The 25,296-nt window shown below is 40.9% G+C and carries 27 protein-coding genes; 2 read left to right on the plus strand and 25 right to left on the minus strand.

The features are described 5' to 3' along the window. Positions 1-2 precede the first annotated feature (2 nt). From QOW94_RS03830 to QOW94_RS11100, 20 genes are all read right to left on the minus strand, one after another. Positions 3-293 (minus strand): hypothetical protein, encoded by a 291-nt coding sequence (locus QOW94_RS03830; protein ID WP_283678873.1) that lies wholly within the window; start codon positions 291-293, stop codon positions 3-5. Positions 294-303: 10 nt separating this feature from the next. Further along, positions 304-852, minus strand: a complete 549-nt coding sequence (locus QOW94_RS03835; RefSeq protein WP_283678874.1) for an NUDIX hydrolase — start codon at positions 850-852, stop codon at positions 304-306. A gap of 51 nt (positions 853-903) precedes the next feature. Further along, entirely contained in the window at positions 904-1,119 is a 216-nt protein-coding gene (locus QOW94_RS03840) for a cold-shock protein (protein WP_283678875.1), read from the minus strand. Between the two features lie 56 nt (positions 1,120-1,175). Beyond that, positions 1,176-3,983 carry an isoleucine--tRNA ligase gene (gene ileS, locus QOW94_RS03845; RefSeq protein WP_283678876.1) on the minus strand — a complete coding sequence of 936 codons (2,808 nt, stop codon included), beginning with the start codon at positions 3,981-3,983 and terminating at the stop codon, positions 1,176-1,178. Between the two features lie 218 nt (positions 3,984-4,201). Further along, entirely contained in the window at positions 4,202-4,882 is a 681-nt protein-coding gene (locus QOW94_RS03850) for a DivIVA domain-containing protein (protein ID WP_283678877.1), read from the minus strand. Between the two features lie 12 nt (positions 4,883-4,894). Next, positions 4,895-5,689, minus strand: a complete 795-nt coding sequence (locus QOW94_RS03855) for a YlmH family RNA-binding protein (protein ID WP_283678878.1) — start codon at positions 5,687-5,689, stop codon at positions 4,895-4,897. A 12-nt stretch (positions 5,690-5,701) separates the two neighbouring features. Then, entirely contained in the window at positions 5,702-5,956 is a 255-nt protein-coding gene (locus QOW94_RS03860; RefSeq protein ID WP_283678914.1) for a YggT family protein, read from the minus strand. A gap of 60 nt (positions 5,957-6,016) precedes the next feature. Continuing rightward, positions 6,017-6,388 (minus strand): cell division protein SepF, encoded by a 372-nt coding sequence (locus QOW94_RS03865; RefSeq protein ID WP_283678879.1) that lies wholly within the window; start codon positions 6,386-6,388, stop codon positions 6,017-6,019. Between the two features lie 38 nt (positions 6,389-6,426). Then, positions 6,427-7,698 carry a cell division protein FtsZ gene (gene ftsZ / locus QOW94_RS03870; RefSeq protein ID WP_283678880.1) on the minus strand — a complete coding sequence of 424 codons (1,272 nt, stop codon included), beginning with the start codon at positions 7,696-7,698 and terminating at the stop codon, positions 6,427-6,429. A 24-nt stretch (positions 7,699-7,722) separates the two neighbouring features. Further along, positions 7,723-9,039 carry a cell division protein FtsA gene (gene ftsA, locus QOW94_RS03875; RefSeq protein ID WP_283678881.1) on the minus strand — a complete coding sequence of 439 codons (1,317 nt, stop codon included), beginning with the start codon at positions 9,037-9,039 and terminating at the stop codon, positions 7,723-7,725. A 96-nt stretch (positions 9,040-9,135) separates the two neighbouring features. Next, on the minus strand, positions 9,136-10,071 hold the full coding sequence (locus QOW94_RS03880) for a cell division protein FtsQ/DivIB (RefSeq protein WP_283678882.1): 936 nt from the start codon (positions 10,069-10,071) through the stop codon (positions 9,136-9,138). Positions 10,072-10,092: 21 nt separating this feature from the next. Continuing rightward, positions 10,093-11,184 carry an undecaprenyldiphospho-muramoylpentapeptide beta-N-acetylglucosaminyltransferase gene (gene murG / locus QOW94_RS03885; RefSeq protein WP_283678883.1) on the minus strand — a complete coding sequence of 364 codons (1,092 nt, stop codon included), beginning with the start codon at positions 11,182-11,184 and terminating at the stop codon, positions 10,093-10,095. Next, positions 11,184-12,563 carry a UDP-N-acetylmuramoyl-L-alanine--D-glutamate ligase gene (gene murD / locus QOW94_RS03890; protein WP_283678884.1) on the minus strand — a complete coding sequence of 460 codons (1,380 nt, stop codon included), beginning with the start codon at positions 12,561-12,563 and terminating at the stop codon, positions 11,184-11,186. Before murD ends, murG begins: the two co-directional genes overlap by 1 nt. 68 nt (positions 12,564-12,631) lie before the next feature. Next, positions 12,632-13,597: a phospho-N-acetylmuramoyl-pentapeptide-transferase gene (gene mraY / locus QOW94_RS03895; protein WP_502867235.1), complete on the minus strand. Its 966-nt coding sequence runs from the start codon at positions 13,595-13,597 to the stop codon at positions 12,632-12,634. A gap of 15 nt (positions 13,598-13,612) precedes the next feature. Next, positions 13,613-15,769 (minus strand): penicillin-binding protein, encoded by a 2,157-nt coding sequence (locus QOW94_RS03900; protein ID WP_283678887.1) that lies wholly within the window; start codon positions 15,767-15,769, stop codon positions 13,613-13,615. After that, positions 15,766-16,149 (minus strand): cell division protein FtsL, encoded by a 384-nt coding sequence (gene ftsL / locus QOW94_RS03905; protein ID WP_283678888.1) that lies wholly within the window; start codon positions 16,147-16,149, stop codon positions 15,766-15,768. The genes QOW94_RS03900 and ftsL overlap by 4 nt, the downstream gene beginning before the upstream one ends. An 18-nt stretch (positions 16,150-16,167) precedes the next feature. Next, a complete protein-coding gene (gene rsmH / locus QOW94_RS03910; RefSeq protein ID WP_283678889.1) occupies positions 16,168-17,115 on the minus strand; it encodes a 16S rRNA (cytosine(1402)-N(4))-methyltransferase RsmH in 948 nt (315 codons plus the stop codon). 29 nt (positions 17,116-17,144) lie between these two features. Next, a complete protein-coding gene (gene mraZ, locus QOW94_RS03915) occupies positions 17,145-17,570 on the minus strand; it encodes a division/cell wall cluster transcriptional repressor MraZ (protein ID WP_283678890.1) in 426 nt (141 codons plus the stop codon). A gap of 256 nt (positions 17,571-17,826) precedes the next feature. Next, a complete protein-coding gene (locus QOW94_RS03920; RefSeq protein WP_283678891.1) occupies positions 17,827-18,282 on the minus strand; it encodes an NUDIX hydrolase in 456 nt (151 codons plus the stop codon). Between the two features lie 10 nt (positions 18,283-18,292). Next, the gene (locus QOW94_RS11100; RefSeq protein ID WP_502867236.1) at positions 18,293-18,658 is read right to left on the minus strand and encodes a DUF3397 family protein; all 366 of its coding nucleotides are present in this window, start codon (positions 18,656-18,658) and stop codon (positions 18,293-18,295) included. Between the two features lie 94 nt (positions 18,659-18,752). Here QOW94_RS11100 and QOW94_RS03930 point away from each other — a divergent pair, with 94 nt between their 5' ends. Further along, positions 18,753-18,875 carry a DUF4044 domain-containing protein gene (locus QOW94_RS03930; RefSeq protein ID WP_283678894.1) on the plus strand — a complete coding sequence of 41 codons (123 nt, stop codon included), beginning with the start codon at positions 18,753-18,755 and terminating at the stop codon, positions 18,873-18,875. 215 nt (positions 18,876-19,090) lie between these two features. On the opposite strand, the gene QOW94_RS03935 is transcribed toward QOW94_RS03930, so the two are convergent. The 5 genes from QOW94_RS03935 to yjbM all read right to left on the minus strand — a co-directional run bounded on the left by QOW94_RS03935 (position 19,091) and on the right by yjbM (position 24,436). Continuing rightward, positions 19,091-21,391, minus strand: a complete 2,301-nt coding sequence (locus QOW94_RS03935; RefSeq protein ID WP_283678895.1) for an FtsK/SpoIIIE family DNA translocase — start codon at positions 21,389-21,391, stop codon at positions 19,091-19,093. 15 nt (positions 21,392-21,406) lie between these two features. Beyond that, complete coding sequence (locus QOW94_RS03940; protein WP_283678896.1) at positions 21,407-21,919, minus strand: tRNA (cytidine(34)-2'-O)-methyltransferase; 513 nt, start codon at positions 21,917-21,919, stop codon at positions 21,407-21,409. 187 nt (positions 21,920-22,106) lie between these two features. Next, entirely contained in the window at positions 22,107-23,003 is an 897-nt protein-coding gene (locus tag QOW94_RS03945) for an RluA family pseudouridine synthase (protein WP_283678897.1), read from the minus strand. Next, complete coding sequence (locus tag QOW94_RS03950; RefSeq protein WP_283678898.1) at positions 22,996-23,808, minus strand: NAD kinase; 813 nt, start codon at positions 23,806-23,808, stop codon at positions 22,996-22,998. Before QOW94_RS03950 ends, QOW94_RS03945 begins: the two co-directional genes overlap by 8 nt. Continuing rightward, positions 23,789-24,436 carry a GTP diphosphokinase gene (gene yjbM / locus QOW94_RS03955; protein WP_283678899.1) on the minus strand — a complete coding sequence of 216 codons (648 nt, stop codon included), beginning with the start codon at positions 24,434-24,436 and terminating at the stop codon, positions 23,789-23,791. The genes QOW94_RS03950 and yjbM overlap by 20 nt, the downstream gene beginning before the upstream one ends. A 196-nt stretch (positions 24,437-24,632) precedes the next feature. Between yjbM and QOW94_RS03960 the strand changes: the two genes are divergently transcribed. Then, the gene (locus QOW94_RS03960) at positions 24,633-25,259 is read left to right on the plus strand and encodes a DsbA family protein (RefSeq protein WP_283678900.1); all 627 of its coding nucleotides are present in this window, start codon (positions 24,633-24,635) and stop codon (positions 25,257-25,259) included. Positions 25,260-25,296: the final 37 nt, after the last annotated feature.

The raw sequence follows: 25,296 nt of genomic DNA on the forward strand, positions 1-25,296 counted from the left end.
TCCTAATTAATAAAGAATAAGATCAAGTAAACAATTAAAACAAGGACCAGCAAAACGCCGATTATCCAATTCAACCGCCGGTTTGTTCGATGCCACTTGGGCGTCTTAAAATCCTCAGCTTCTGTTGATGTTTGAGGTTGCCGACTTGGAATGTCATCACCACTTTGGTCATCACTTACCACATCAGGTTCTCGCCTAGGTTTAGGAGCAGCTTTTCGCTCCCCTTGACGTTGACGTTCCCGGTATTGTTTTCTAGTCAATGGTTCTGTGTCGTCATTATTTTTAATTGGCACCTTTATTCACCTACTCTTGGTTCTCTAAGAACTGCCAATACAAAATAGCAGTCGTTGTCTTTGCATCTTTTATTTCGCCGTTAGCAAGCATTTTAAGCGCTTCAGATAAGCTAACCTTCGATAACTCAAGAAATTCACCCTTGTCTCTTGGTAACTCGTCAGTAACCGGCTTTAATCCCTTAGCAAGGTATAATTCCATATATTCATCCGAAAAGCCAACAGTGGAGTAGAACCCAGTTAGTAATTTTATTTCGGCTGGTTTCATCCGTAATTCTTCGTTTAACTCTCGATAAACGGCATGTTCGCTTGACTTATCACGACTATCAAGTTTACCCGCGGGAATCTCTAACACCGTTTCAGAAACTGGTGCTCGCCACTGCTTTTCCAAAATCATTTTATCATCATCGGTAATTGCGAGTACCCCAACTGCCTTAGCGTGACGAACAATTTCTCGGTATGAAGTCTGACCATCTGGGAGCTCCACCTTCTGCTTAATAACATCAATGATTGCTCCGTTATATATCTTTTCAGTACTAAGTACCTTCTCTTCAAAATCCACAAAATCACCTTAATCCAAAGTTATTTTAACCGTTACTGATAGATTTGACAATTAACCTTCGTCGGTTACGATTTGCGCCTTTGCTGCTTGAGGACCCTTTTGCCCTGTTACTACTACATATTCTACCCTAGCGCCTGCTTGAATATCGCGAATCTGATCATCTCTAAACGCATTCTTAAAGAAGAACAAATCTTCCTTATCGTTATCCTGTTCAATAAAGCCAAATGCATTCTTTTCACTGTAACTTTTGATTGTTCCCATTAACATGGTCTTACCTCCAAAAAATCTCCCACAGAAATACTCTATGGGAGATATTATATCATTTACTTTTCTTCGAAACCTTCAGTTGCCGTTTCTGGGAACTCACTTCGAACAATTGCAGCACATGAAGCACAGAAAGTTGGGTAATCTGGATCAGAACCAACGTCTTGCTTAATCAACCGACAACGTTCACAAACTTGGCCTTCAGCTTTCTTAACGCTGAGAGCAATTCCGTTAGATTCAAATACCTCTGCATCAGCAGGAGCATCATCATAATCGGCGACTGATAGTTGAGAAACCATCAATACTGTTTGCAATTCGGTTCCTAGTTTATCGAATAACTCCTTAACAGAACTAGTTGCATAAATTGTCAAAGCTGCCTCTGATGATTTACCAATCAGTTTGTTATCCCGAGCTTCTTCAAGAACCTTCAAAACGTCACTTCTTAAACTCAAGAATGAGTTCCAGTTAGCTAACGTATCTTCTTCATTATCAAAATGTTTTGCTTCTGGCATGTTGGCAAGTTGAACGAATTCCTCTGGTTCTTTCAAGAATTCCCAGATTTCTTCGGCAGTATGTGGAAGAATTGGAGTCATCAACTTAGTTAATGCAACAGCAATTTCGTACATTACTGTTTGCATTGACCGACGCTTGTGACCATCTTCTTTGTCGATGTACAAAATATCCTTTGAGAAATCAAGGTAGAATGCTGAAAGGTCATTAGCAACAAATGTCGTTAATTTCTTATTCAAACTCAAGAAATCATACTTGTCGTAGTCGGCCTTTACATCACTGACAAACTTATTCAACAACAATAACATGTACTTATCAGCTGACTCAAGTTGATCAAATTCAACCGTATTCGTCTTAGGGTCAAAGTCAGTCGTGTTAGCAAGCAAGAATCGCATCGTATTTCTAATCTTCTTGTAAGCATCAGAAATCTTAACGAAATTATCCATTGAAACCCGCACATCGGCAGACGTATCAACTGAGGTAACCCAAAGTCTAACGATTTCGGCTCCCATTTTCTTGATAACTTCATCTGGAGCGATAGTGTTTCCAAGTGATTTACTCATCTTGTGGCCTTGACCATCAAGCGTAAATCCTTGTGATACAACCTGCTTATAAGGAGCTTTACCAGATACCGCAACACTGGTAATCAAACTTGAGTTGAACCAACCACGGTACTGATCTGAACCTTCAAGGTACATGTCAGCTGGGTAAGTAAGATTATCACGTTCAGCAAGCACACCTTGATGTGATGAACCTGAATCGAACCAAACATCCATAATGTCGTCTTCCTTAGTAAACTCACCGTTAGGAGAATGCTCACTAGTGAAGCCTTCAGGAAGAAGATCTTTGGCTTCCTTTTCAAACCAAATATCTGAACCATACTTTTCAAACAGGTCAGCTACATGGTTAATTGTTTCTTCAGTGATGATTGCCTCGCCATCTTCGGCGTAGAAGATGGGAAGTGGTACACCCCAAACCCGTTGTCTTGAGATAACCCAATCACCACGGTTTTTAATCATATTAGCAAGCCGAACTTTACCCCAATCTGGGAAGAATTCGACATCATCGATTGCCGATAAAATTTCGTCCTTGATTTTATCAACAGAAGCAAACCATTGAGGAGTTGCCCGGAAAATGATTGGCTTCTTTGTCCGCCAGTCAAATGGGTAACTATGCTCAATTGGCATGTAGTCGAGCAACAAGTTCTGCTCTTTTAATTTATTAAGGGCAATTTCATTGGCATCATCGTAGAATACACCGGCAAAATCCTCACCAGCTTCTTCGGTTAGGTAACCGCGATCATCAACTGGAGCGAAAATATCCAAATCGTATTGACGACCAATTCTAAAGTCATCTTCACCATATCCAGGTGCGGTATGAACAAGTCCAGTACCAGCATCCAAAGTAACGAAATCACCTAACATAGTTACTAATTTTCTACTGTGATCAAATGGGTGTTCTGCAAGAACGTATTCAAGGTCCTTACCCTTAACCACCTTAAGTTCCTTAACGTTGCTCCAACCAAATAGTTCTTCATCCTTATGAAGAAGTTCAGTGGCAATAACAAACTTTCGATCATCACCTTCTGGTTGAACAACGGAATAGTCGAAGTCAGCGTCAACAGTAATCCCTTCAGAAGCGGGAATTGTCCATGGAGTAGTTGTCCAAACAACCATGTAAGTGTTGTTGTCTTCTAAGACACCCTTACCATCAACCACTTTTTCACCATAAAAGGCTGATGGTGAAGTGATATCGTGATACTCAACTTCAGCTTCAGCTAAAGCTGATTCTGATGACCATGACCAGTAAACTGGTTTTTTACCCTTATAAATCAAGCCACGTTTAGCAAAGGCACCAAATACACGAACCTCTTGAGCTTCAAATTCAGGGGCAAGGGTTAAGTATGGGTTGTCCCAATCACCAGCTACTCCCAATCTTCTAAAGCCTGCCTTTTGCCGGTCAACTTGTTTCAAAGCATATTCCCGACAAAGTTTCCGGAATTCGTTAGTGGTCATCTTTTTACGGTCGTAACCAGCTTTAGTCAATTGTTGTTCAATTGGCAACCCATGAGTATCCCAACCTGGAACGTAAGGAGCCCGGTACCCGTTCATTGATTTGTAACGAACGATGATATCCTTGGAAATTTTATTCATGGCATGACCCATGTGAATATCTCCATTGGCATATGGAGGACCATCATGAAGAACAAAACTTGGTTTGCCCTCATTTAATTTTTGTCTCTGTTGATATACGTCATTGTCATCCCACGCCTTTTGCCGATCAACCTCTTTAACGGGCAAATTTCCGCGCATTTTAAACTTGGTCTTCCCAAGATTAAGTGTGTCTTTAACTCGCATAACTAACTCCCTTTCTCAAATTCTAAACAAAAAAAGAGACTTCATCGCAAGGGACGAAATCTCCGTGGTACCACCCAAATTTAGAATTAATAAAATTCTCTCTGTAAGTTATCGATTATCAAGAGGTGATCTTTTCTCAAGTGACTACTACCAAACTTTCAGCTCTGTTTGGCTCTCTGCAAGTGTCTCCAGAAAACTTTCCGTCCTCTTATCGAATGTTATTTAGTTGAACCATCTGGGAAAATAACAACGGTGTCACTGGCACTATCGCCATTAGCCGGAGTATCTTCAACCAAATCAGCAGGATTATCTTCCTGCTTGTTATCTGATTTTACGCTTGCTGAAGAATCATTGTCAAGCTCAGATACAACTTTTTCAATGTCTTCGTACGTTGTAGAACCTGAATCATCAACTAATTGATCCCAGTCAGAACCTTTGATAACCTCAAGCTGACTCTCCAACATAACTTGCAACCGCTGGCGGAATACACGGGTATTCTTCTTCAAATCGTCAGTTTCAACTGCCAACTTTTTAGCCCGTTTTGAAGCTTCCTCAAGAATCTTATTTGCTTTACCATTTGCTGAATTAACGGTATCCTCAGCTTGCTTTTGAGCCTCACGATTAGTTATTTCTGCTTCCTTTTGAGAATTAGATTTAACTTTATCCGCAGCCTCCTGCGCAACAATAATCGATTGATTAAGTGAATCCTTTAAATCATTGAAGTATGTAAGTTTATCCTTACTCTCGTCGAGTTGGCTCTTCAAATCTTTATTTTCTTGCAGAACCATCTGATAATCCTTAATAATCTGATCTAAGAAATCATTAACTTCATCAACGTTGTACCCCCGAAGCTTTGAAGAAAACTCCTTATTGTGAATATCTTGTGGACTTAATACCATCGTGCATCCCTCCTATTTTTTTCCTCTTTTAAGTAAATCCAAACTAACTCGAATTTTGCCCTTCTTGGTTAAACCATCAATTTGCTTAATGCTCAACCGGCCAAACCCACGAACTGAAATCACGTCCAACACTCTAATTTCGGTATCGGGACGCTCATTTACAGCCCAGTTCAACTTCACTAGCTTTTGTTCAACCAATTCCTTTGCATGGTGACGAGATATGTTAAATCCCTCACTAATTAAAGCATCAATTCTGAGCGAGGCGACGGTTGTCGTAGTCTCCTCAGATTCATCAACTGGTGTGATTAGGTTCGCAAGTTCAAGTGGCTTGATTTTCACCTTGATCTTCCCAACTTTATCAAGCTGAGAAGTTAAATAATCGCTCATTTCCCGTTCGCAAACAAACTGCCAATCGTCACCATCGGTTACGATGTCACCAACCACATTCCGATTAATTCCACTGCCCATGATTGAACCCAAAATTTGGCCATGACTAAGCGTTGCGAATTTCTTCGGATAATCAATTAGATACGCAACAATTTGAAAGTCTGATTCCTTAGGTTCAAAGTAGTCTGGATAAATTAGCCCCCGCTTCATTTCTGCACTTTTAACCCCACCAAAAAACTGATATGAAATCGAGTCAAAGCGATTTGCAACGGCCTCAAACATATACAGCTCTCGCGGATTCATAAAGTCTGTCAGGATTGGTCGGTACTCATTTTGAGCCTGACCACACATATCCTCCACTGACTCAAGAAACGGCGTCTCTTCGGGTCTAAAGTGCTGGGTAATATTTAAATCTACCAATGTTGTCCCCCTCTAGCCGAAATTAAGGATTATCAGCTGACCAACATAAATTATTCCCTTCTGAACTAACCATAAAACGAACACAGCAACAACCGGTGCCAGTCCAATCATTCCAATCGACGCAAAGTTGAACATTGATTGAAACGGCTCAACGATTCTAGCAAGAAAGCGACCAAGCCAACTTGAATAAGCTCCAGGAAACCAGCTTAACAGGGCATAAATGATGATTGCCCATGTGTATATGTTAATCAATTGAACAAGTGCCATAACGATATAGCTAACTACAGTTACCAAATAAATTTCTCCTTTAATTGGTTGATAGATAAATTACTTAGTGACTTGGAAATTGTTTGGAGCACAGATAAATATATTTGTGTCCAGTCGGTTGATTGAACCATGAATAGCAAAAATTGTTCCGTTTAGGAAATCAACCATTCTGGCTGATGATTTAACGTCGAGTTTACCTAGTTTGATAATAACGGCATATCCATCCATCAACTTCGTAGCAATCATATCTGCATCTGAATAGTTGACTGGTTCGAACACGATAACTCTACTTTTTGGAGCTGGTGTGTCTTCTCTACTCATAAGAACAATATTGTCTTTTCTCTTTTGATCTGATTGTGAATCGCTTTTTGTGGGTTGGTTATTTTCTTCTTCCATTCCGAAAAAATTAGCCAAATTGAATTTTTGTGACATGACCTTTCCTTTCAGACCCGCTTCTAAGTAATCCAACCTTAATCCTTATGATTACGACGGTGCTTCAAGAATGGTGGAATGTCATCCTGACTATCCCCATCATCAGCACTATCATCAGTTGGAACATCAGCTTGGAACGGTTCGAAATCTTTCTTCTCAACATCGCTGAATTGATCCGTATCTGCGGATGAATTCCGTGAAGAAGGTTGTCTTCTAATGTCCCAGTTGCCAAGTGGATCTTCATCATTTCCTGAAGGTTGATTCCCTGTTGGTTGTGAAGGTTGACTAGAAGCTGGTTGGTTAGATCTAAATGTTCCCCTTGGGCTTCTAGCAGACCGGGCATTTTGAGCCTTCTTCTTATCAATCCCAGTAGCAATAACTGTGACCCGGACTTCGTCGCCGAGTGACTCATCAATTGAAGTACCAAAGATAATGTTGACGTCACTTGTAGCAGCTTGAGAAACAATGTCAGAAGCATCTTGAGCTTCAAACAATGACATATCAGGGCCACCAGTAATGTTCAACAATACCTGTTCTGCACCATCAATTGAAACCTCAAGTAATGGAGATGAAATAGCTTTCTTAGTTGCTTCAGCAGTCCGATTCTCACCAGTTGCGGAGCCAACTCCCATCAATGCAGAACCTTGGTTTTGCATGGTTGTCTTAACATCAGCAAAATCCAAGTTAACGTATCCAGGACTAGTAATTAAGTCAGAGATACCTTGAACACCTTGGCGAAGAACGTTATCTGCTTCTTTGAATGCTTCCATCATTGGTGTCTTCTTATCAACCATTTCAAGCAACCGGTTGTTAGAAATAACGATAAGGGTATCAACGTTTTCTTTAAGTTGAGCTACCCCTTCGTCAGCGTACTTAGAACGCTTAGGTCCTTCAAAACTAAATGGTCGGGTAACAACCCCAACTGTGAGGGCCCCTGAATCCTTAGCGATTTTTGCCACGATTGGAGCAGCACCGTTACCAGTACCACCACCCATTCCGGCAGTGACAAACACCATGTCAGCTCCCTCAAGTGCTTCAGCGATTGCTTCTTCACTTTCTTCGGCAGCCTTTGCTCCGATTTCTGGGTTTGAACCGGCACCAAGACCTCTAGTTAACTTAGGACCAAGTTGAATCTTGATTTCTGCCTTTGATGTTTGTAATGCTTGAACATCGGTATTGGCTACAATGAATTCAACCCCTTTAACATCTTGGTTGATCATTTGATTAACGGCGTTACTACCCCCGCCACCAACTCCGAATACTTTGATTTTGGCTCCGTTGCTTTGAGCGGAATCAAGTGAATATTCCATATTATTAATACCTCCGTTTTATTCCTAATCGAAGAAGTCGCTGAAGAAACTCTTAAATCCTTCTCCACGCTTCTTTTTTGATTTTTGACGCTTTGGTTTACTCTGCTTAGCTACCGGTTCCGCTTGTTGCTTATTATTAGGATGAACAGGTTCTTTAACAGCTGGTGCCTGAGTCATTGTGGCTTTTACTGCCGACCTAACTGTAAGTTCGACGTCCGATAAGTCTGAGTAATAAGATACCAAGGATAATGCTGCTGAAAACGATGGATGTCTCAGCCCCATTTGATCAGGAATATACACCCTAACGTTGGTATTGAATTGATCAGCTGCTAAATCAGCAATTCCAGGTAGTGCAGCTACCCCACCCGTTAGAACGATTCCACCAGGAAGGTCTAATGCTGAAACTTGGTCTAATTTGTCCTTGATTCGGTCGAATATTTGACTAAGTCGCGCTTCAATAATTTCTGACAAGTACTTTTCATCGATATAACTTGGTTCTGATTGACCAACCACTTCAACTGGGAACTCATTGTCTGATGATGCTTGGAATGAATCTGCGTAGCCATAATCACGCTTGATCTTCTCAGCATTGTTCATCGACGTATTAAGAACGATTGAGATGTCCTTAGTGATAAACTGACCGCCCTCAGGATCGGTCACTGCATACTTCAACTCATAATCATGAATGACAGAAGCCGTTGTTTGACCACCACCAAGATCAATGATGATAGTACCAAAGTCTTGCTCCCCGTCATTTAATAGTTCATGACCTTCAGCAAGTGGGGTAAGAATCATTGAAACGATATTCAACCCGGCCTTTTCAACAGCTTTTTGTAAGTTGTGAACTATTCCCTTTGAACCGGTAATCAACTTACCACGCATCTCAAGCCGAACTCCAACCATTCCCCGCGGATCCTTGATACCGTCAAAGCCGTCAACGATGAACTCCTCTGGTTGAACATCTACAACTTCCCGTTCTTGTGGCAAACTAGTGCCGAGAGCTGAGGCGGCAACATTTCTCACGTCAGCACCCGTTATCTCTCTAGACTGATCGTCAATTGTAATCAACCCATTGCATGGTTCAATTTTTAACATGTTTGCTGGAACACTAACAACAACGTCTTTAATTTCAATACTTGCTTTTTCTTGAGCTTGATTTACTGCCCCTCTAATGGCCTCTGCCGCTTGGTCAATATCAATGATTACCCCACGACTCAATCCGTTAGATGGTTCATTCCCCACACCAATAACGTTCAATTGCCCTTTAACTTTTTCCGCAACAATTACTTTTATTGAGGTGGTTCCTATATCAAGTCCCACATACAAACCTGAATTATCCATTTATGTAAGGAACCTCCACACTATTAATAAATTTTGAATATAACTTAATTCTACCACAACAATATCCAAGATAAAAAGGTTAATCAACCACGAAAACTATTGTGATGCCGATTGTTGACTACTTTGAGTATTAGCCCTCTGTGAACTAGATTCACTTGTCTGATTTTGGCCAGTTATCGCCTGACTCGTCTGGCTTTCCCGCTTCTTCAACGACTTAGGATAGGAATACGCACCAACCTGTAAATCAATAATTCTAGGGGTTTTAAACTTCTGGACCATACTTGGATAGTAGTTCATTTTGTCACCAAACGTTTTAAGGACCGCGTAAACCGTATTTTTATCATGCATTTGTAAAACAATTCGGTTATCATTATCCTTTTTTGGAGCGTAATTAATAGTAACGATTAATGCCCTTACATTTGGTGTGATCTTTTTGTACTGACTAATACCCGCTTTAAGTTTGCTGGGGTTTTTAAAATCCCTTAAAATTGGAAAACCAGTTTTGGGATTTAAAATCTTGGTGTTGATGATTACCCCGCTCTTTAGGATTGGTTGATAGCCATGGTGAGCATATAAGTAACCAATAGTTGGGTATTCCTTAACCGCGATTTTCACGTGATTAAACTGACTGAGTTTAATATCAACGTTTTCTAACCGTTGGCTTCTACTTTTCATCTCAGCCTCAAGCCGCTTCCGTTGCGTCCAAATAGTCATCAACGAGTTTCCCTTTTTTATGGACGTATAACGGAGTAAAGACGAAGAAGCCACGACCTTATTTCCAGTCACTTCTACAGATTGAACTCGGCTGATTGGTGTCAGCAAAAAGACCAATCCCAAAATCGCAACGATCATTAGAAAAACGATTGGACTAAGGCGCTTTAAATTTCGACGCTGAAATTCCTTTAGCAAAGGTTTGTGATCTTTATGTTTTCGTTGCCTAGCTTTATGCTGTTGGCTTTCTGGTTCTGAACTGTCTGCAGCAGCTTTCTCCCACGGCGTTAGTTCAGAACTATCCTTCTTATTCTTTCCCATAAAAAGTCCCCTATACAGTTACTAATTCATTAATGACCTAGCAATCGTTAAAATTCGGTCAGCAGAGTCCGTTACCCCCATTTGTTTTGAACTCGCTGCCATTGAAGCCCGTTTTTCCTCGTCAGTCATGAGGCTATCAATGGCCCTGATCAAACTATCTGAGTTAAGCTCATCTTCCTTTATCATAACAGCCGCGTGGTTATTTACTAAACTCATTGTATTTTTAGTTTGATGATCAGCGGTTACGTAAGGGCTTGGAATCAAAACAGCGGGAATTCCCAAAGCGGTGATTTCAGCGATACTAGTTGCTCCAGAACGACCAACTATTAAATGAACCTGTGGTAAAACGTTAGGCATGTTATCAATGTAAGGCAATACCTTTACGTTATCGTTAACATTGATTTTGTTTAATCCTTGAACAACCCCATCGTAGCGACCTTTTCCAGTAACAAACGCCACTTGATAGTTACGCTGATTAAATTGAGGAATAGCTGCAATCACAGCATTATTTATTTTTGGAGCCCCTTGACTACCACCAAAAATCAAAACGGTTGGCACATCATCTTTAAGGCCGATTTCAGACCATTTGAATGTTGATTTCATATTGGCAACTTGTTGGGCTCGTGGGTTTCCCACGAACTCGACTTTTTGTTTTGGAAACTGATCAGCAGCTTCCTTAAAACCAATTCCAATTTTATCTACAAAGTGACTCAAAAACTTGTTAGCCAAGCCAACCACACTATTTTGTTCATGAATAATCGTAGGCACTTTAGCCCTAGCTGCGGCATAGACAACGGCACCCGAAACATACCCACCAGTTCCAATAACAACATCCGGTTTAAAATCGCGAATGATTTTCTTTGACTGTTTAACACTCTTCAAGAATAGAGAAACAGTTTTGAAGTTTTCAAGCGATAGTGACCGTTTGAACCCCTGGATTTCTAAGGAAACAAAATCAATCCCTAACTTTTCAACGATTGAACCCTCAAGGCCCCTTTTAGAACCAACATAGAGAACTTTTGAGTCGGGTTCTTGTTTCATCAAATCTTCAATAATGGCAAGGGCTGGATAAATATGGCCACCAGTCCCACCGCCAGAAATAATTAGCCTCATTAGTTTTCCTCCTTCTTTCCAGTGATTTTTTCAACCAGTTTGATAAACTCATCTCCACGTTCTTCAAAGGTATTAAACTGATCCCAACTAGCATTAGCTGGGGATAGTAACACAATATCACCGGGTTCGCTGTATCGATAAGCAACTGGAACGGCTTGCTCCAGGTTATCAACGATCGTAACGTCGGAAACCCCTGCTTGATCCATTGCGTCCTTTAGTAATTCCTTAGTTTCACCAAATAAAACAGCTGCCTTAACGTGATCCTTGATTTGGGGAATCAACTTATCAAACTTATATCCCCGATCCAAACCACCCGCTAAAAGCACGATTGGCTTATTAAATCCTTCAAGTGCCATTTGTGTGGCTTCGATGTCAGTTGCCTTCGAATCGTTATAGTAACGTCGGCCGTCAGCTTCTAGGACAAATTGAGTTCGATGACGAACCCCTGAGAAGGTTTCAAGAACATTAGTAATGGCTAAGTTAGATTTGCCAAGCGTCTTTGTTGCCGCAATTGCTGCCAAGGCGTTCTCAACGTTTTGTTTGCCGGGCACCTTAATGTCGTCTGATTCCATAATAAACTCATCGTTGAAGTATAACTTACCATCACGTTCGTAGGCGCCTTTATTACAGTCAAAAGTTCTAGCAAACGGTACAACGTGAACATTACTGCGGTCACTTAATTCGCGCCACTCCTGATCATCAAAGTTAACCACAAAGTAGTCATCAGCGGTCTGGTTCATTGTAATTCTCATTTTCGCATTAACGTAGTTCTCTCGGGTTTTATGGTAATCCAAATGATTTGAAAAGATATTTGTCAATACCGCAACGTGGGGGTGTAGCTCCTTGATTCCTAACAGCATGAAACTAGACAATTCCATGACAATCGTATCATCCTTAGTTGCTTCCTGAGCAACTTTGGTGGCTGGGATACCAATGTTTCCGGCAGCATAGGCTTTTCCCTTTTCCCGACCCTGATTGAGGATCTCAGTAATCATTGTAACCGTGGTCGTCTTTCCGTTACTTCCGGTCACCCCAATAATTTCAGCATCAGTAATCTTAGCAGCAAGTTCTACCTCAGTGATGATTGGGGTTTTTGATTGAACGTTTGCTTCAACCACTGGGTTATCATATGGAATTCCGGGATTTTTAACTAGCAGGTCAAAATCACCATTGACAATTTCCGCGGGATGGCCACCGGTAACTACCTTAACACCGGCTTCTTCAAGTTCCGCAACCTCCGGGAGATCCTTCTGGTCTTTGGCATCGTTGAGCGTGACGTCTGCCCCTAATTTTTTTAGGACTAAGGCTGCGTTCGTACCACTCTTCCCCGCTCCCAAAACCAGAACGTTTTTATTTTTATAATCATCAATCATTTTCATTATTAAAATATCTCCTCGGATTTATTTAAAACGACTTATATACAACAAAAAACTGGAATAAATCCAGTTTAAAGAATTACCATCAGACTAATAGCTGACATCACCAGGCCAATTGCCCAAAAAGTTAAATCAATTCGCCATTCCGACCAACCAGACATCTCAAAGTGGTGATGAATTGGGGTCATTTTGAATACCCGCTTACCAGTCAGTTTGAATGAAGCAACCTGAATCATAACACTCGCTGTTTCCAACACATAAATTAACCCAATTGCCAGTAGTGAAAACTCATGATGAACCAATATCGATACAGCAGCAAGTGCACCACCAAGTGCTAATGAACCCATATCACCCATGAAAATTTTGGCGGGTTTGTGATTGAATATTAGGAATCCCAATAAGCCACCGGCAACGGTGATACAAAACACCATTACTTCAGTCTGGTGTTGAGCTGCCGCGATAATAGCGTATGTTGCAAAGGAGATGATGCCAAGCCCTGCTACCAACCCATCAAGACCATCAGTCAGATTGACAGCATTTGAGAAACCAACTAGCCAAAAAACAATAAAGGCAATGTAGAACCAGCCCCAGTGCCAGTCAGGACCAAACGGTATCTTAATGGCCATTGGCATTTTTTCATGCATATACACAACGGAAAAAATTATGGCAATCAAAATTTGGCCAAGCAACTTCTGCCACGCCTTTAAACCTTCGTTTTGACGCTTAAAAATTTTAATACTGTCATCGAACATTCCCAAAAATCCAAAGAATAGGAAGACAAACAGCAAGATTAATAACGTTGGGGTTAACATCCCTTTAATTGCCGCAAACCCAAGGTCGGTAACAATCGTTGCGAAAATAAACAAGATTCCGCCCATTGTTGGGGTCCCTGACTTCTTTTCGTGCCATGAAGGGCCTTCTTCCCTAATCATTTGGCCTTCTTTTTTACTTCTAAAATATTTGATCAAACTAGGCATCAACGCCACAGTAATGATAAACGCACAGATTGGCGGTACTATCCAATTCACCATAATCAACTTTCCATCCTCTTACTATTCGAAATTTACTCTCAATGTTTTATTGTCCCCGATTGCCTGTGAAAATGCAATACTCTGGCTATCCGCGTATCCTGTGCCAGTGGCATCTAATTTCAAACCAACTAAATCACACAAAGCTTCAACGTCTTTTTTCGGCCAGCCAATAATTCTTGGCATCTTAGGGGTTCCGTTAGTCAGTAGAATTACCCGCTGGTTCTCCTCAGCTTTAGTGCCCTCTTTTAACGATTGCTTGGATATCAAATTACCATTACCAACTACCGTTGGGGTGAATCCCTTTTCGGTCATCATCTTTTTAGCCGTAGCAGTGTCTTGATAAGTAACGTTAGGTACCGTTTTGGTTGTATCCGCCTTCTCGTTTTCACTTTGGAGAACCCGATTCATAACCGGTTTAAAGATTTGCGCAATCAATTGAGTTGCCGTTTTCGTTCCAGTTAATTTCGGCTGCTTCATCGTAATATACATTACATAGCGTGGATTATTGGCCGGAACCATCCCGGCAACAGAGTACAGGTAGCTGTCATCACCAGATGCATAACCACCTGCACCATTACTTACTTGCGCAGTACCTGTCTTTGCAGCAACCCGATAACCCTTCATCTTGTAATCGGCACCAATCCCATAAGACTTGTAGACAACATCTTGCATGTGTTTTCTAACTTGTTTGGCAGTACTTGCCTTGATAGGATGGCCAACCACCGTTGGTTTATATTTTTTAACTACTTTCTTGGTCTCAGGATCAACGATTTTTGAAATAAAGTACGGCTTCATCATCGTTCCGTTATTTGATACCGCAGTCAGAGCCTGCATCATCTGAATTGCAGTCACATCAATTCCTTGTCCAAACGAAGTGTCAGCCTGCTCGATTGGGTAATTAAATTGCATACTTCCGCTCATTTCACCCTTCAAGCCACTATTTGTCGACTGCAAGAACTTAAATTTTTTAATGTACTCTTTCCATGTTTTAGCGCCCATTTGTTGTTCCAAATGAGCCATTGCAACGTTACTAGACAGGGCAAATCCCTTGTTATAGGTAATGTACCCCCATCCGGCTTGGTTCCAATCAGGAACGATTTTCCCATCAACGGAGTATCGACCTGATTCATAAAGAGCATTGCCCCGATAATGGCCAGAGTCAATTGATGACGATAAAGTGAAGATCTTCATTGTCGATCCTGGCTCAAAGGTATCCTGGACTAAACTGTTAGTCCAGGCATTATTGATTCCCTTTAGAGTTGATGAGTTGAACGTTGGTCTCTGAGATGCTGCAACGATTTTACCGGTCTTTGCATCCATTAGAACAGCATTCATTCCGGCGGCGTGTACCTGAGATTGAACTGATGACATTTCACTTTCCAGCAGGTTCTGAATATGTGAATCAATAGTGGTATAAATATCATCACCATTCTTAGCCGGTCTTTCTTTTTGCGTCTGACCTGGTAACTTATAGCCATAGACATCATAACGAGCGTCCCGATAACCGTTCTCACCCTTTAATAGTGAATCAAAGGCACTCTCTATTCCCATTTGTCCTACTAGATTAGTATTGCCAGTCTTCTTATCACTCTTCGATGTTGCTAAACCAACAAGATTTGAGGCAAACACCCCGTTTGGATATAACCTGGCTTGCTGCTGAACAAAGTTGATTCCAGGAAGCTTAGCCTTTTGAATTTTAGCCATCGTTAATGATGAAATATTTTGGCCAGCACTACCAAATTCAACCTGGAATGGATGAGTATGCTTAGGAGATAGAATTTTAAGGAAATTCTTCTTTGACATTGGTAGGTATTTTGCCAGAACAGTTGCTGTTTTTTCCTTATCCTTCACGTAAAGTGGCTTATTATCCACACCGCGTTGGTTCTTATCTAAAACCGCGTACAACGAGTATGTACTTGTATCTTCAGCAATCGGTTGGCCGTTAGCATCGTAAATCGTTCCCCTTTTTGCTTTCAAGGTTCTCGACTGGGTATATAATTTCTGCGCCTGTGAACTTAAGTTTACGTTGGAAACATTCTTCGACACAGCGATTATAATCAATCTGCCAGCCAGCAAAAAAAAGACCAAAATAAAAATAAAAAACAGCCACTGTCCGAAGGTTTTTCGATTTTTTCTTGATCTTACATTTTCTTCGTTATTATCTGGTGAATCGTTCATTTCGTAACATTCCTTATATTTGCATTATTAAGCGACATTCCGTTGTTCTTCGCGATTTTTTGGAGTCGACTACTACTCTGTAACTCACCAATTTGTTGAGTTAACGTAGTGTTTTTATTATGCATTGTTACGATTCGATTGTCTAGTTGCTGAAGTTGATGTTGAGAATTTGTTAACGCAATCTTTGATGAGATGACAAAAATACACATTACAGCAGCAATCGCGCCACCAATCCCCATCAATAATTTTTCAAACCTAGAACACTTGAGCCATTTTTTGGTTTCAACTTCTGTGCTTTCCCCATAGCTAGGCGTAGTTTCATAACTTTGTTTGCGCAATGGTTCTTCAACCATATTTTCAGCCAAATTATTTTGTGCCATCTTTATGTATCCCCTTTTTTATTTAATTTTTTCGACTATTCGTAGTTTTGCACTATGTGAACGGTGGTTTTCTTCTAACTCCTCTTCACTAGGTAAAATTGGTTTTCTAGTTACGTTCTTAAACTTTGGCTTGATCCCCTCAGGAATAATTGGTAGGTTCGCCGGCAAATCACTTGGTAGTGACGTTTTCTCCCTAAACATCGTCTTAACCAATCGATCCTCAAGCGACTGGAAAGTAATGACGGAGATTCTGCCACCAACTTTGATCAAATCTAAAGACCCCTCTAGAGATTCTTCCAAAGCCGTAAGTTCATCGTTAACAGCAATCCGAATTGCCTGAAACGTTTTTTTCGCAGGATGTCCCCCGTGACGTCTTGCTGCTGCCGGAATGGCATCTTTAACGATTTCAACCAATTCATCCGTTGTATCGATTGGATGCTCATCGCGGGTCTTTTCGATTAACCGAGCAATTTGTTTGGCAAACTTCTCTTCGCCGTATCTAAACAAGATTTTGACCAGCTGTTCATAAGGCCATTCATTAACAACCTGCCATGCATCAAGTTCTTGCTCCTGGTTCATCCGCATGTCGAGTCTTGCGTTATACCGATATGAGAAACCTCTATCCGCATCATCAAACTGCGGTGATGAAACTCCTAAGTCGTAAACAATTCCATCAACCTCAGTCACACCACGCTTGTTCAACTCATCAACAATGTCCCTAAAGTTTGCGTGAACCAGTTCCAACCTGCCATCTTCGATATATGTACGCAACTGGTCCTGGTTATAATCGATTGCAGTTTCATCCTGATCAAACGAGTACAGTTTTCCGGTCTTTAGTCGCTTTAAAATATTACTCGTGTGGCCCCCGCCACCCAAAGTTGCATCGACGTAAGTTCCGTCCGGATTGATGTTTAACCCGTCAATTGCTTCATTTAGTAGAACTGTTTTATGTGAAAATTCCGCCATTATTATCCTCCTCTCTTCAAAATCAGTGTTTAAAAGTCAATCATATTTTCTGCAATTTCATTGAAGCTTGCTTCAGCTTCTTCGTTAAAGTCTTGCCATAAGTTTTCACTCCAGATTTCAAACCGGTTCGACACACCAACGACTTCACATTTCTTGTCGATTTTGGCGAACTCCCGAAGGTTTGCTGGAATATTGATTCTTCCCTGCTTATCAAACTCACACTCAACTGCGGCTGAAAAGAAGAATCTTGTGAAATAACGAGCATCTTTTTTACTAAGCGGTAGCTCGTTGATCTTTGTTTGGAATTTTTCCCATTCATCCATTGGGTATCCAAACAGGCAGTTATCCATGCCCCGGGTGACAACAAACTTTTCGCCCAAATCCTGTCTGAATTTGGCGGGGATAATAATTCTTCCCTTTGCGTCAATATTGTGTTTGTATTCACCCATGAACATAGAATCACCCCCTAAATAATTCTCCACAAACAAATTCTACCACAATTCACCACTATCAACCACTTGATTTGCTTATGTTTGCAAAAAGTCAACTATTTTTTAAACACAAGTCGCTTAATGCTTGATATAACAGCAATTATTTCATGTGGCAGATTGTGGGTAACTTTTGCATTCTTTTAATTTTTATCCCCATAAATAAAAACCGATCAGAAATTTTCAACAAATTTCTAATCGGCTTCGACTAATTCATATTCAATTACTTATTAACAAACTCAAAGGCAGCATTTATCATATCAGCTGTTTGATCATTCAAAAGTGGTGGAATGTGGTGAATATCAAAATAATCAGTCTTTAACGTTTCAAAGACAGGTTTGGTGATACGCTGACCACCAATTTGTTTGACCAGATACAACACAGAAATTATTTGAGTTTCATCCCCATTGGGGTACTTTGTGTATCCATTTTCAAACACCCCAATTTGGGCAACGGGTTCAATTTCGATTCCACTGTCTTCTTTGTACTCTCGGCGAACCGTTTCAGCAAACGTTTCACCGTATTCCATCATTCCGCCTGGTAGGCTCCAGTTTCCCGTATCTGAGCGCTGTTGCAAAAGGATTTCACCCTGTTCATTAAACAATGCCCCACCACACGCATTCAAGAAGATCGGTTTATGGCCCACTAAAGCCCGAATCTCCTTCACATAATCTGCCATTGTCTCACTCCTAACTCAAAATCATCATCCAACTCACTACAAACCAGGTTATCAACAGTAGCAAATCGCTTACCCGCCAAACTAGAACGAATAATTTTCCCATTTGTAAATTCTGGTCCGTAAACGCCCGCACCAGAATGAGTATCAGAATCACAACCAACCAAATCAATAGCGATTGAGGTAATAACGATCCGGTTTCCCAAGTCTTAGATGCTTGGTGGATAAAAAGCAGTAAGATAGGGGGCCATAAATCTAGTGGAGAAATTTTGATAATCGGTTTTAAAAATTTTACTTTTTTTAAAAAGGCAATTGCGAACATCACCAAAAGTAGAATTAATAGCTGATAAATAAAGATTCCAATTTGACTTTGAAACATTATAAATCCCCTTTTATTGTTTATACAAGTTGCATTACAATGTAAACAACGTTACACTTTTAATTAAAATATCTCTGAGAAAGTGGTGCAACAAGTGGCTCGTAAGAAAAAAACAAGATTTCAAAAAATTACTATGGTGTTTGTTTGGTTGATGATTATCGCAACTGTTAGTTCATTGATTCTATCAGCTGTAATTTCAATTATCCAACAACAGTAGTAATAATCGGGAGTCGGCGCTGAAAGGTGCCGGCTTTTTTGTTTGAAAAAGTTTGGGTTAATTTTCGGTAACTACCGAAAGGTTCAGCACTCTGCATTAAATCAGGATTCGAATAGCAATCATCTCACTTAAATAAATTCTTCGGCCGCGCACTTCGTTTGCTCGCCCTCAGACTTTAATTTAATGCTCAATGATTAATCGCTATCCTCATCACCTTACTCCTTTGACTTATACACCTTTCTCGGCCTACTTCCATCCTGAGGCCCAATATAGCCACGCTGCTCAAGGTCATCAATCAACCTCGCCGCCCGGTTATACCCAATTCTAAAGTGGCGTTGCAGCAACGACGTACTTGCCTTCTGCTCCTGCACTACAAACTCAAGGGCATCATCAAACAAGTCATCATCAGAATCCTCATCGTCACCTTCCTTAACTTCCTCATCGGTAACGATCATCGATTCATCATACTCGGCTTTTTTCTGCTCAGTAATAAAATCAACAACCTTTGAAACATCCTGATCAGAAATAAAGGCCCCTTGAACCCGAATTGGCGTATTAGAATCAATTGGTAAGAAGAGCATATCCCCACGGCCAAGCAATTTTTCAGCTCCGTTCGTATCAATAATGGTTCTTGAATCAATTCCCGATGACACGGCAAAGGCAATTCTTGAAGGCACGTTTGCCTTGATCAGACCAGTAATAACATCCACTGATGGCCGCTGAGTTGCGAGAATCATGTGAATTCCAGCTGCCCGCCCCATTTGGGCAAGACGAATAATCGCAGCTTCAACATCATTAGAAACGGTCATCATCAAATCAGCTAATTCGTCCACAATCACAACGATATAGGGCATTGGTTGGACCTTAACATCATTTTCCCGGTTGTTCTTCGCAACCATCTCGTTATACCCACTGATTTTTCGTTGGCCAAATTTAGCAAACAGTTCGTATCGATTTTCCATTTCCGTCACGACCTTCTGCAAGGCTCTGGCGGCTTTTTTAGGTTCAGAAACAACTGGGCTCAACAAGTGAGGAATCCCATTGTAAACCCCAAGTTCAACCTTTTTAGGGTCGATCAACATCATCTTAACCTGACTTGGTTTAGCATGAAGCAAAATACTAGTAATAATCCCGTTGATAGCAACTGACTTACCACTACCAGTCGATCCAGCAATCAGCAAGTGAGGCATTTTAGTTAAATCAGCTGTAATGACCTTGCCGTTAACATCCTTTCCCAACGGAACTTGAAGCACATGTCCCTTAATATCTGGCGAGGACTCAACAACATCCCTAAACGAAACCGTGGCAATATTCCGATTAGGTACTTCAATTCCAATCAGCGATTTTCCTGGGATTGGCGCTTCGATACGAATATCCTTAGCTGCCAGCGCTAACGCAATATCATCAGCTAGATTAACGATGCGACTTACCTTGACCCCAATATCTGGGTGCAATTCGTATTTTGTAACAGAGGGTCCCAGGCTAACGTGTTTGATTTGGGCTTTAACCCCAAAACTATTCAGCGTCTTCTGTAAGATTTGGGCATTCTTATCGATTGCCTTTAACTCGCCGGACTGGTCATCCTTTGCGATTTGAGTCAATAATTCAGTACTAGGCAGTTGATAGTCATCAGCTTCTTTGTCATCACTAAAGTAAACATCTTCCCCGTCATCTTCATCGTCAGGTTCAACCTGCTTCTTGGCTTTACTAGCCTTCTCAGTCGGCTTCTTATCGTCATCGGTGACTTCCATCCCTGAAATGGTAATATCATCAGCAGAAAATTGTTTTTCTTCGTCAGATTCAATATCAACAGGCTGCTCAATTTCATGAACTGGCTTCTTAGTCACAGGGACGTTAGTTACTGGTTGCTGCTTTTGCTTAGTCGCATGTTGCTTACGAATATCATCAACCTTAGTTTTAAGTGCTAAACACGTTCCTTTGATAACTGAAAACACTTGAGTCATTGAAATATTAAATAATACAAATATTCCGGCAACAATGAGTAACGACGCAATAATCCCCGTTCCAATCGAGCCGAATAGCTCCTTGGAAATTGAAAACAGAAAGGCAGCAATAATTCCACCACCAATATTTGAAGTGGTGTTCGCCGACTTAAAATCATCGGATAACTTATCCATATTGGCACCCAGAAAATCAACTGGTTGGGGAGCAGACAAATATTGGCTTAAAGTTAGCCAGAGAATCACTCCCAGCATTACCAACGAGCATCCCAACCAATAACGGCGTTCAATTCGTGGAATCCGCCCGAATCCTCCTAGGAGCACCCCTGCAATCAATACAAGAACAAGACCAATTATGTACGCACTTCCCAAACAGAAGCGCACAAGGTTGATTACAAAACTTCCAACAATTCCAGCCCCAAATAAACCAAACACTGCCAAAATAGCTAAAACGATTCCCAGAATGTTGACCCAGTAGTTTTCTAGAAAACTAGCCTGTTTTTTCTTAGTGCTCTTTTTTGTTACCTTTTTCTTTCGGCTAGTCTTTTTCGCCATGAGTATCCCCCTCCTCTACTTCAGTTTATCGTGTTCGTACGTATGGGTCCTTTCCAATTTGTTGAAATTTTGCTGTCTGAGTGCTTCATAGATAACGATAGCACAACTATTAGACAAATTGAGTGCTCGAATATGAGTATCATCTTGTGGAATTCTAATTGCTTTTTCTGGATTCTTACGCATGAATGGTTCTGGTAAACCAGTCGTTTCCTTACCAAATAAGAAGTAATAATCTTGCTCCGAATCTGAATAATCAGGATCTGTATAGTCCTGGTTTGCAAATTTTGATACCAAAAATAGATTTTGTTTATTCTCGACGCTATCCATAAAATCAGGCAAGCTCTTAAACCGGTTAATTTCAACTTTATCCCAGTAATCCAAACCAGCTCGTTTAAGGTGCTTATCATCAAGACTAAATCCGAGCGGTTCGATCAAATCTAGGACTGTATCTGTTCCGGCACAAGTTCTAGCAATATTACCTGTATTTGCGGGCATGAGTGGTTCAAAAAGTACGATGTGATTTGCCATTTTAATCCTCTTTCTTTCTCTAATAAACGAACTACATTATATCACAGCCAAAATGCGTAGCTGTGGGAATTTTCAGGACAAGTTCTGTTAAACAAACGAAGAAGGACGGTCACCGTTTGATTAAAAACAGCAATGTCCTTCTACTGATTGTTAAATGATAAGTGTCAATCTAATGATGTCAACGAATCTATATTTTGGTCGCTGAAGCTAAAAAGCCCGCCATATCAGTGGCTAAGGGCGCCGTAACGTGAATCTCCCGTTGTGAAAACTGGTCAAAAAACGAAACTTCAGCACAGTGAAGGGCTTGCCGACTCATTCGATGATCATCTTCGTTATATAGCCAATCACCGAGCAATGGGTGCCCTAGTGCCGTCATGTGAACCCGAATTTGATGAGTGCGTCCCGTATGAATAATCGCCTTCACTAAGGTACACCCTTCATAACGCTTAACGGGAATAATCGTTGTGTAGGCTTGTTTACCATCACTCGTTACTTTACGTTTAACAAATGAGTCCTCTGCCCGCCCAATGGGGAGATGAATCTCAATCGTTGGTGCAATTATCGTCCCACTTACAATTGCCAGATATTGTTTATGAATCGTTCTGTCCTTTAACTTCTTATCCAGCACAGAATGGGCAAAATGATGCTTGGCAAAAATCACAAGGCCACTTGTATCCCGATCAAGCCGGGTAACAATATGCACCCGACTGTCTTTTTTACCATGTCTTTCAAAATAACCCTTAACCCGATTCACTAACGAGTCTTCAGAATATATATGAGATGGGACGGAAGCTACCCCAGCTGGTTTGTTAACAATTAAATAATTGTCATCTTCGTAGGCCACTTCAATTGGTTCAAAAGAAGGGATTACGTGGTCATTTCCTGGTTCCGGCGGTAACACAACGGTCACAACATCATCTTTACCCATCATCGTGTTAACCAAAACTTCTTTGCCGTTGACAAGAGTTTTGCCGCCATGAAATTTAATCTTTTTTAGCAACGTCCTTGTCACGCCGTTGGCCATAATGAACGTCCTCACCTTAATGGGAGCATCACCATGATACTGATACGTAAATTTAATCACCAGAATCTACCTCACCAATAAATGAATTAGTAACTCGGTGCCAGAACTGGCGGTGCCGATATTGAGCAAAGGCAATTCTTCTACTGGAGATACGATACTCAACTGATGAAATCGTTTTGGTCGATACCACCTGATGATCACACGAAAGAATGGTTCTAGCGTTGGTGTTTGGTACGATTTTGATCCACTCGTCCGGGGAGATAATTAGGGGTGACCCTAACGTTCTAAACACCCTGTTGTTAATTGATGAGATTTCAGCCATTTGAATCGCATTCAGAGCCGGATTGATAATTGCCCCACCCACAGATTTGTTGTACGCCGTGGAACCACTGGGAGTTGAAATACATAATCCGTCACCCCTAAAGCTTTCAAATAACTGTCCCTTGATAAATACATCCGCAACTAGCGAACCATTGATTTGTCTTAACGTCGATTCATTAAGCGCTAATGCAGTGTCCCCTGGAGTGCCATCAGCGTAGTTTACCTTAATATCTAATAGTGGATAGGTTACACTTTGCCCATTATCATCTTCAAGACTATCAATTAGCTCCTGCACTTCATAGTCACGCCAATCAGTGTAAAACCCCAGATGACCGGTATGAATCCCAATCATCCGAATTGAATCACTAATATCCTGGTAGTGATGAAAAGCAGATAGTAAGGTTCCATCACCACCGACTGAAATCACGATTTCTGGATTTTGACCATCAATTTCGAGACTATTAGATTTGCTTATTTTGTTGATCAGTGACGCCGACACTCTGTTCGACGCCTCCTTTAAATTGCTATACACTGCTATTTTCATCTGAAGTCTTCCTTACATCTTCATGACTTACGGTTTTCTTCTCTCTTAATTCATCCCTAATTTCAGACATCTCCTCATCCAGCTTAAACGCCGCCTCAGCAGCACTCTTCAATCTGGACTTTAGTTGATCCGGAAATTCGCCTTGGTATTTATAGTTAAGGGAATGTTCAACAGTTGCCCAGAAATTCATTGCCAGGGTTCTAACTTGGATTTCAGCAAGAATTTTTTTCTCGCCACCAATCATCTGAACCGGGTACTCAAAAATAATATGGTAAGAACGATACCCACTCGGTTTCTTATTGTGCACATAGTCCCGCTCTTCTAAGATATTGATATCCGTCCGTTTACGAAGTAGATCTACAACTTGATATATATCCTCAACAAACTGACACATAATTCGCAACCCAGCGATATCTTCCATATCCTCTTCTAGTCTATCTTCTTGGATATGCCGCCGAACCATCTTTTCTTTAATACTATCAACGGGTTTTACTCGTCCCGTGACAAACTCAATTGGCGACCGGCCGTCCACTTTTAAGAACTGAGCTCGAATTCCCCTGAGTTTTACTTTTAATTCATCTACAGCTTGCTTGTATGGTGTTAAAAAATCATCCCAATTTTCAATCAAGCTATCACTTCCAATCATTCTGGTCTAAACCAATTATTTGTCCATACGAATTCTTATTTACCGCCTTTAATTCTAACATATTACAGCTGTAACCAAAATGTAACGGCATCTACAATGCAAATATATTGTATTTGATGATAATTCTGTTATCCTTTGTTTTAGTAATAAATCACTGAGAAAGTAATCGGAGGAAATCATGAAACTAGAAATTTATCTGTTCGTTGATCCTCTAAGCCGTCGGTGCTACCAACATGAGAGGGCAATCAACGAACTTTCCAAAGAACTAAACGAAAACATCAGTGTTCATTTCGTCCCCCTTGTCAATATCAAGGTGTTGAATCAAGAACACGAGATTACTTCAGGTGAGTCGCTACAAGAACTGATATTCAATACGGTGCTTGATTATAAAGCAGCTTCGTTCCAAGGTCAAAAACGTGGCCGGAATTTCCTGCTAACTCTTCAAGAAAAATTGTTTGAAGAATCGCGAAGTTATTGTAGCGAACTCGTTGAAGAAGTCGCCGAAGCGTGTCACCTCGATAGTGAGATGTTCCTCGACGATCGTAGATCAGAACTTGCCCGTCAAACATTCAGGTCTGACCAGCAAACTGCCAACGAAATGAATGTATCTGAACCTTCGGCCGTTGTATTCAACAACGAGCTTGGAAGTGAAGGTGTACTAATCAAAGATTTCGACCACGATTCACTATTTAAGTATTGCCAATCAAGTATTCAGGAATCACGTCGTCACTTTGCTAGTTTATCAGCTCATTCTGGTTGTCAGATTTTTAATTATCCCGAATCAAACCAATTATCACAAAAGTAGAGATACTTAAACGGCCCCCCAAGAGTCGTTTTTTTTT

The sequence above is a fragment of the Lentilactobacillus sp. Marseille-Q4993 genome (assembly GCF_951230165.1).
Taxonomy (GTDB): Bacteria; Bacillota; Bacilli; order Lactobacillales; family Lactobacillaceae; genus Lentilactobacillus.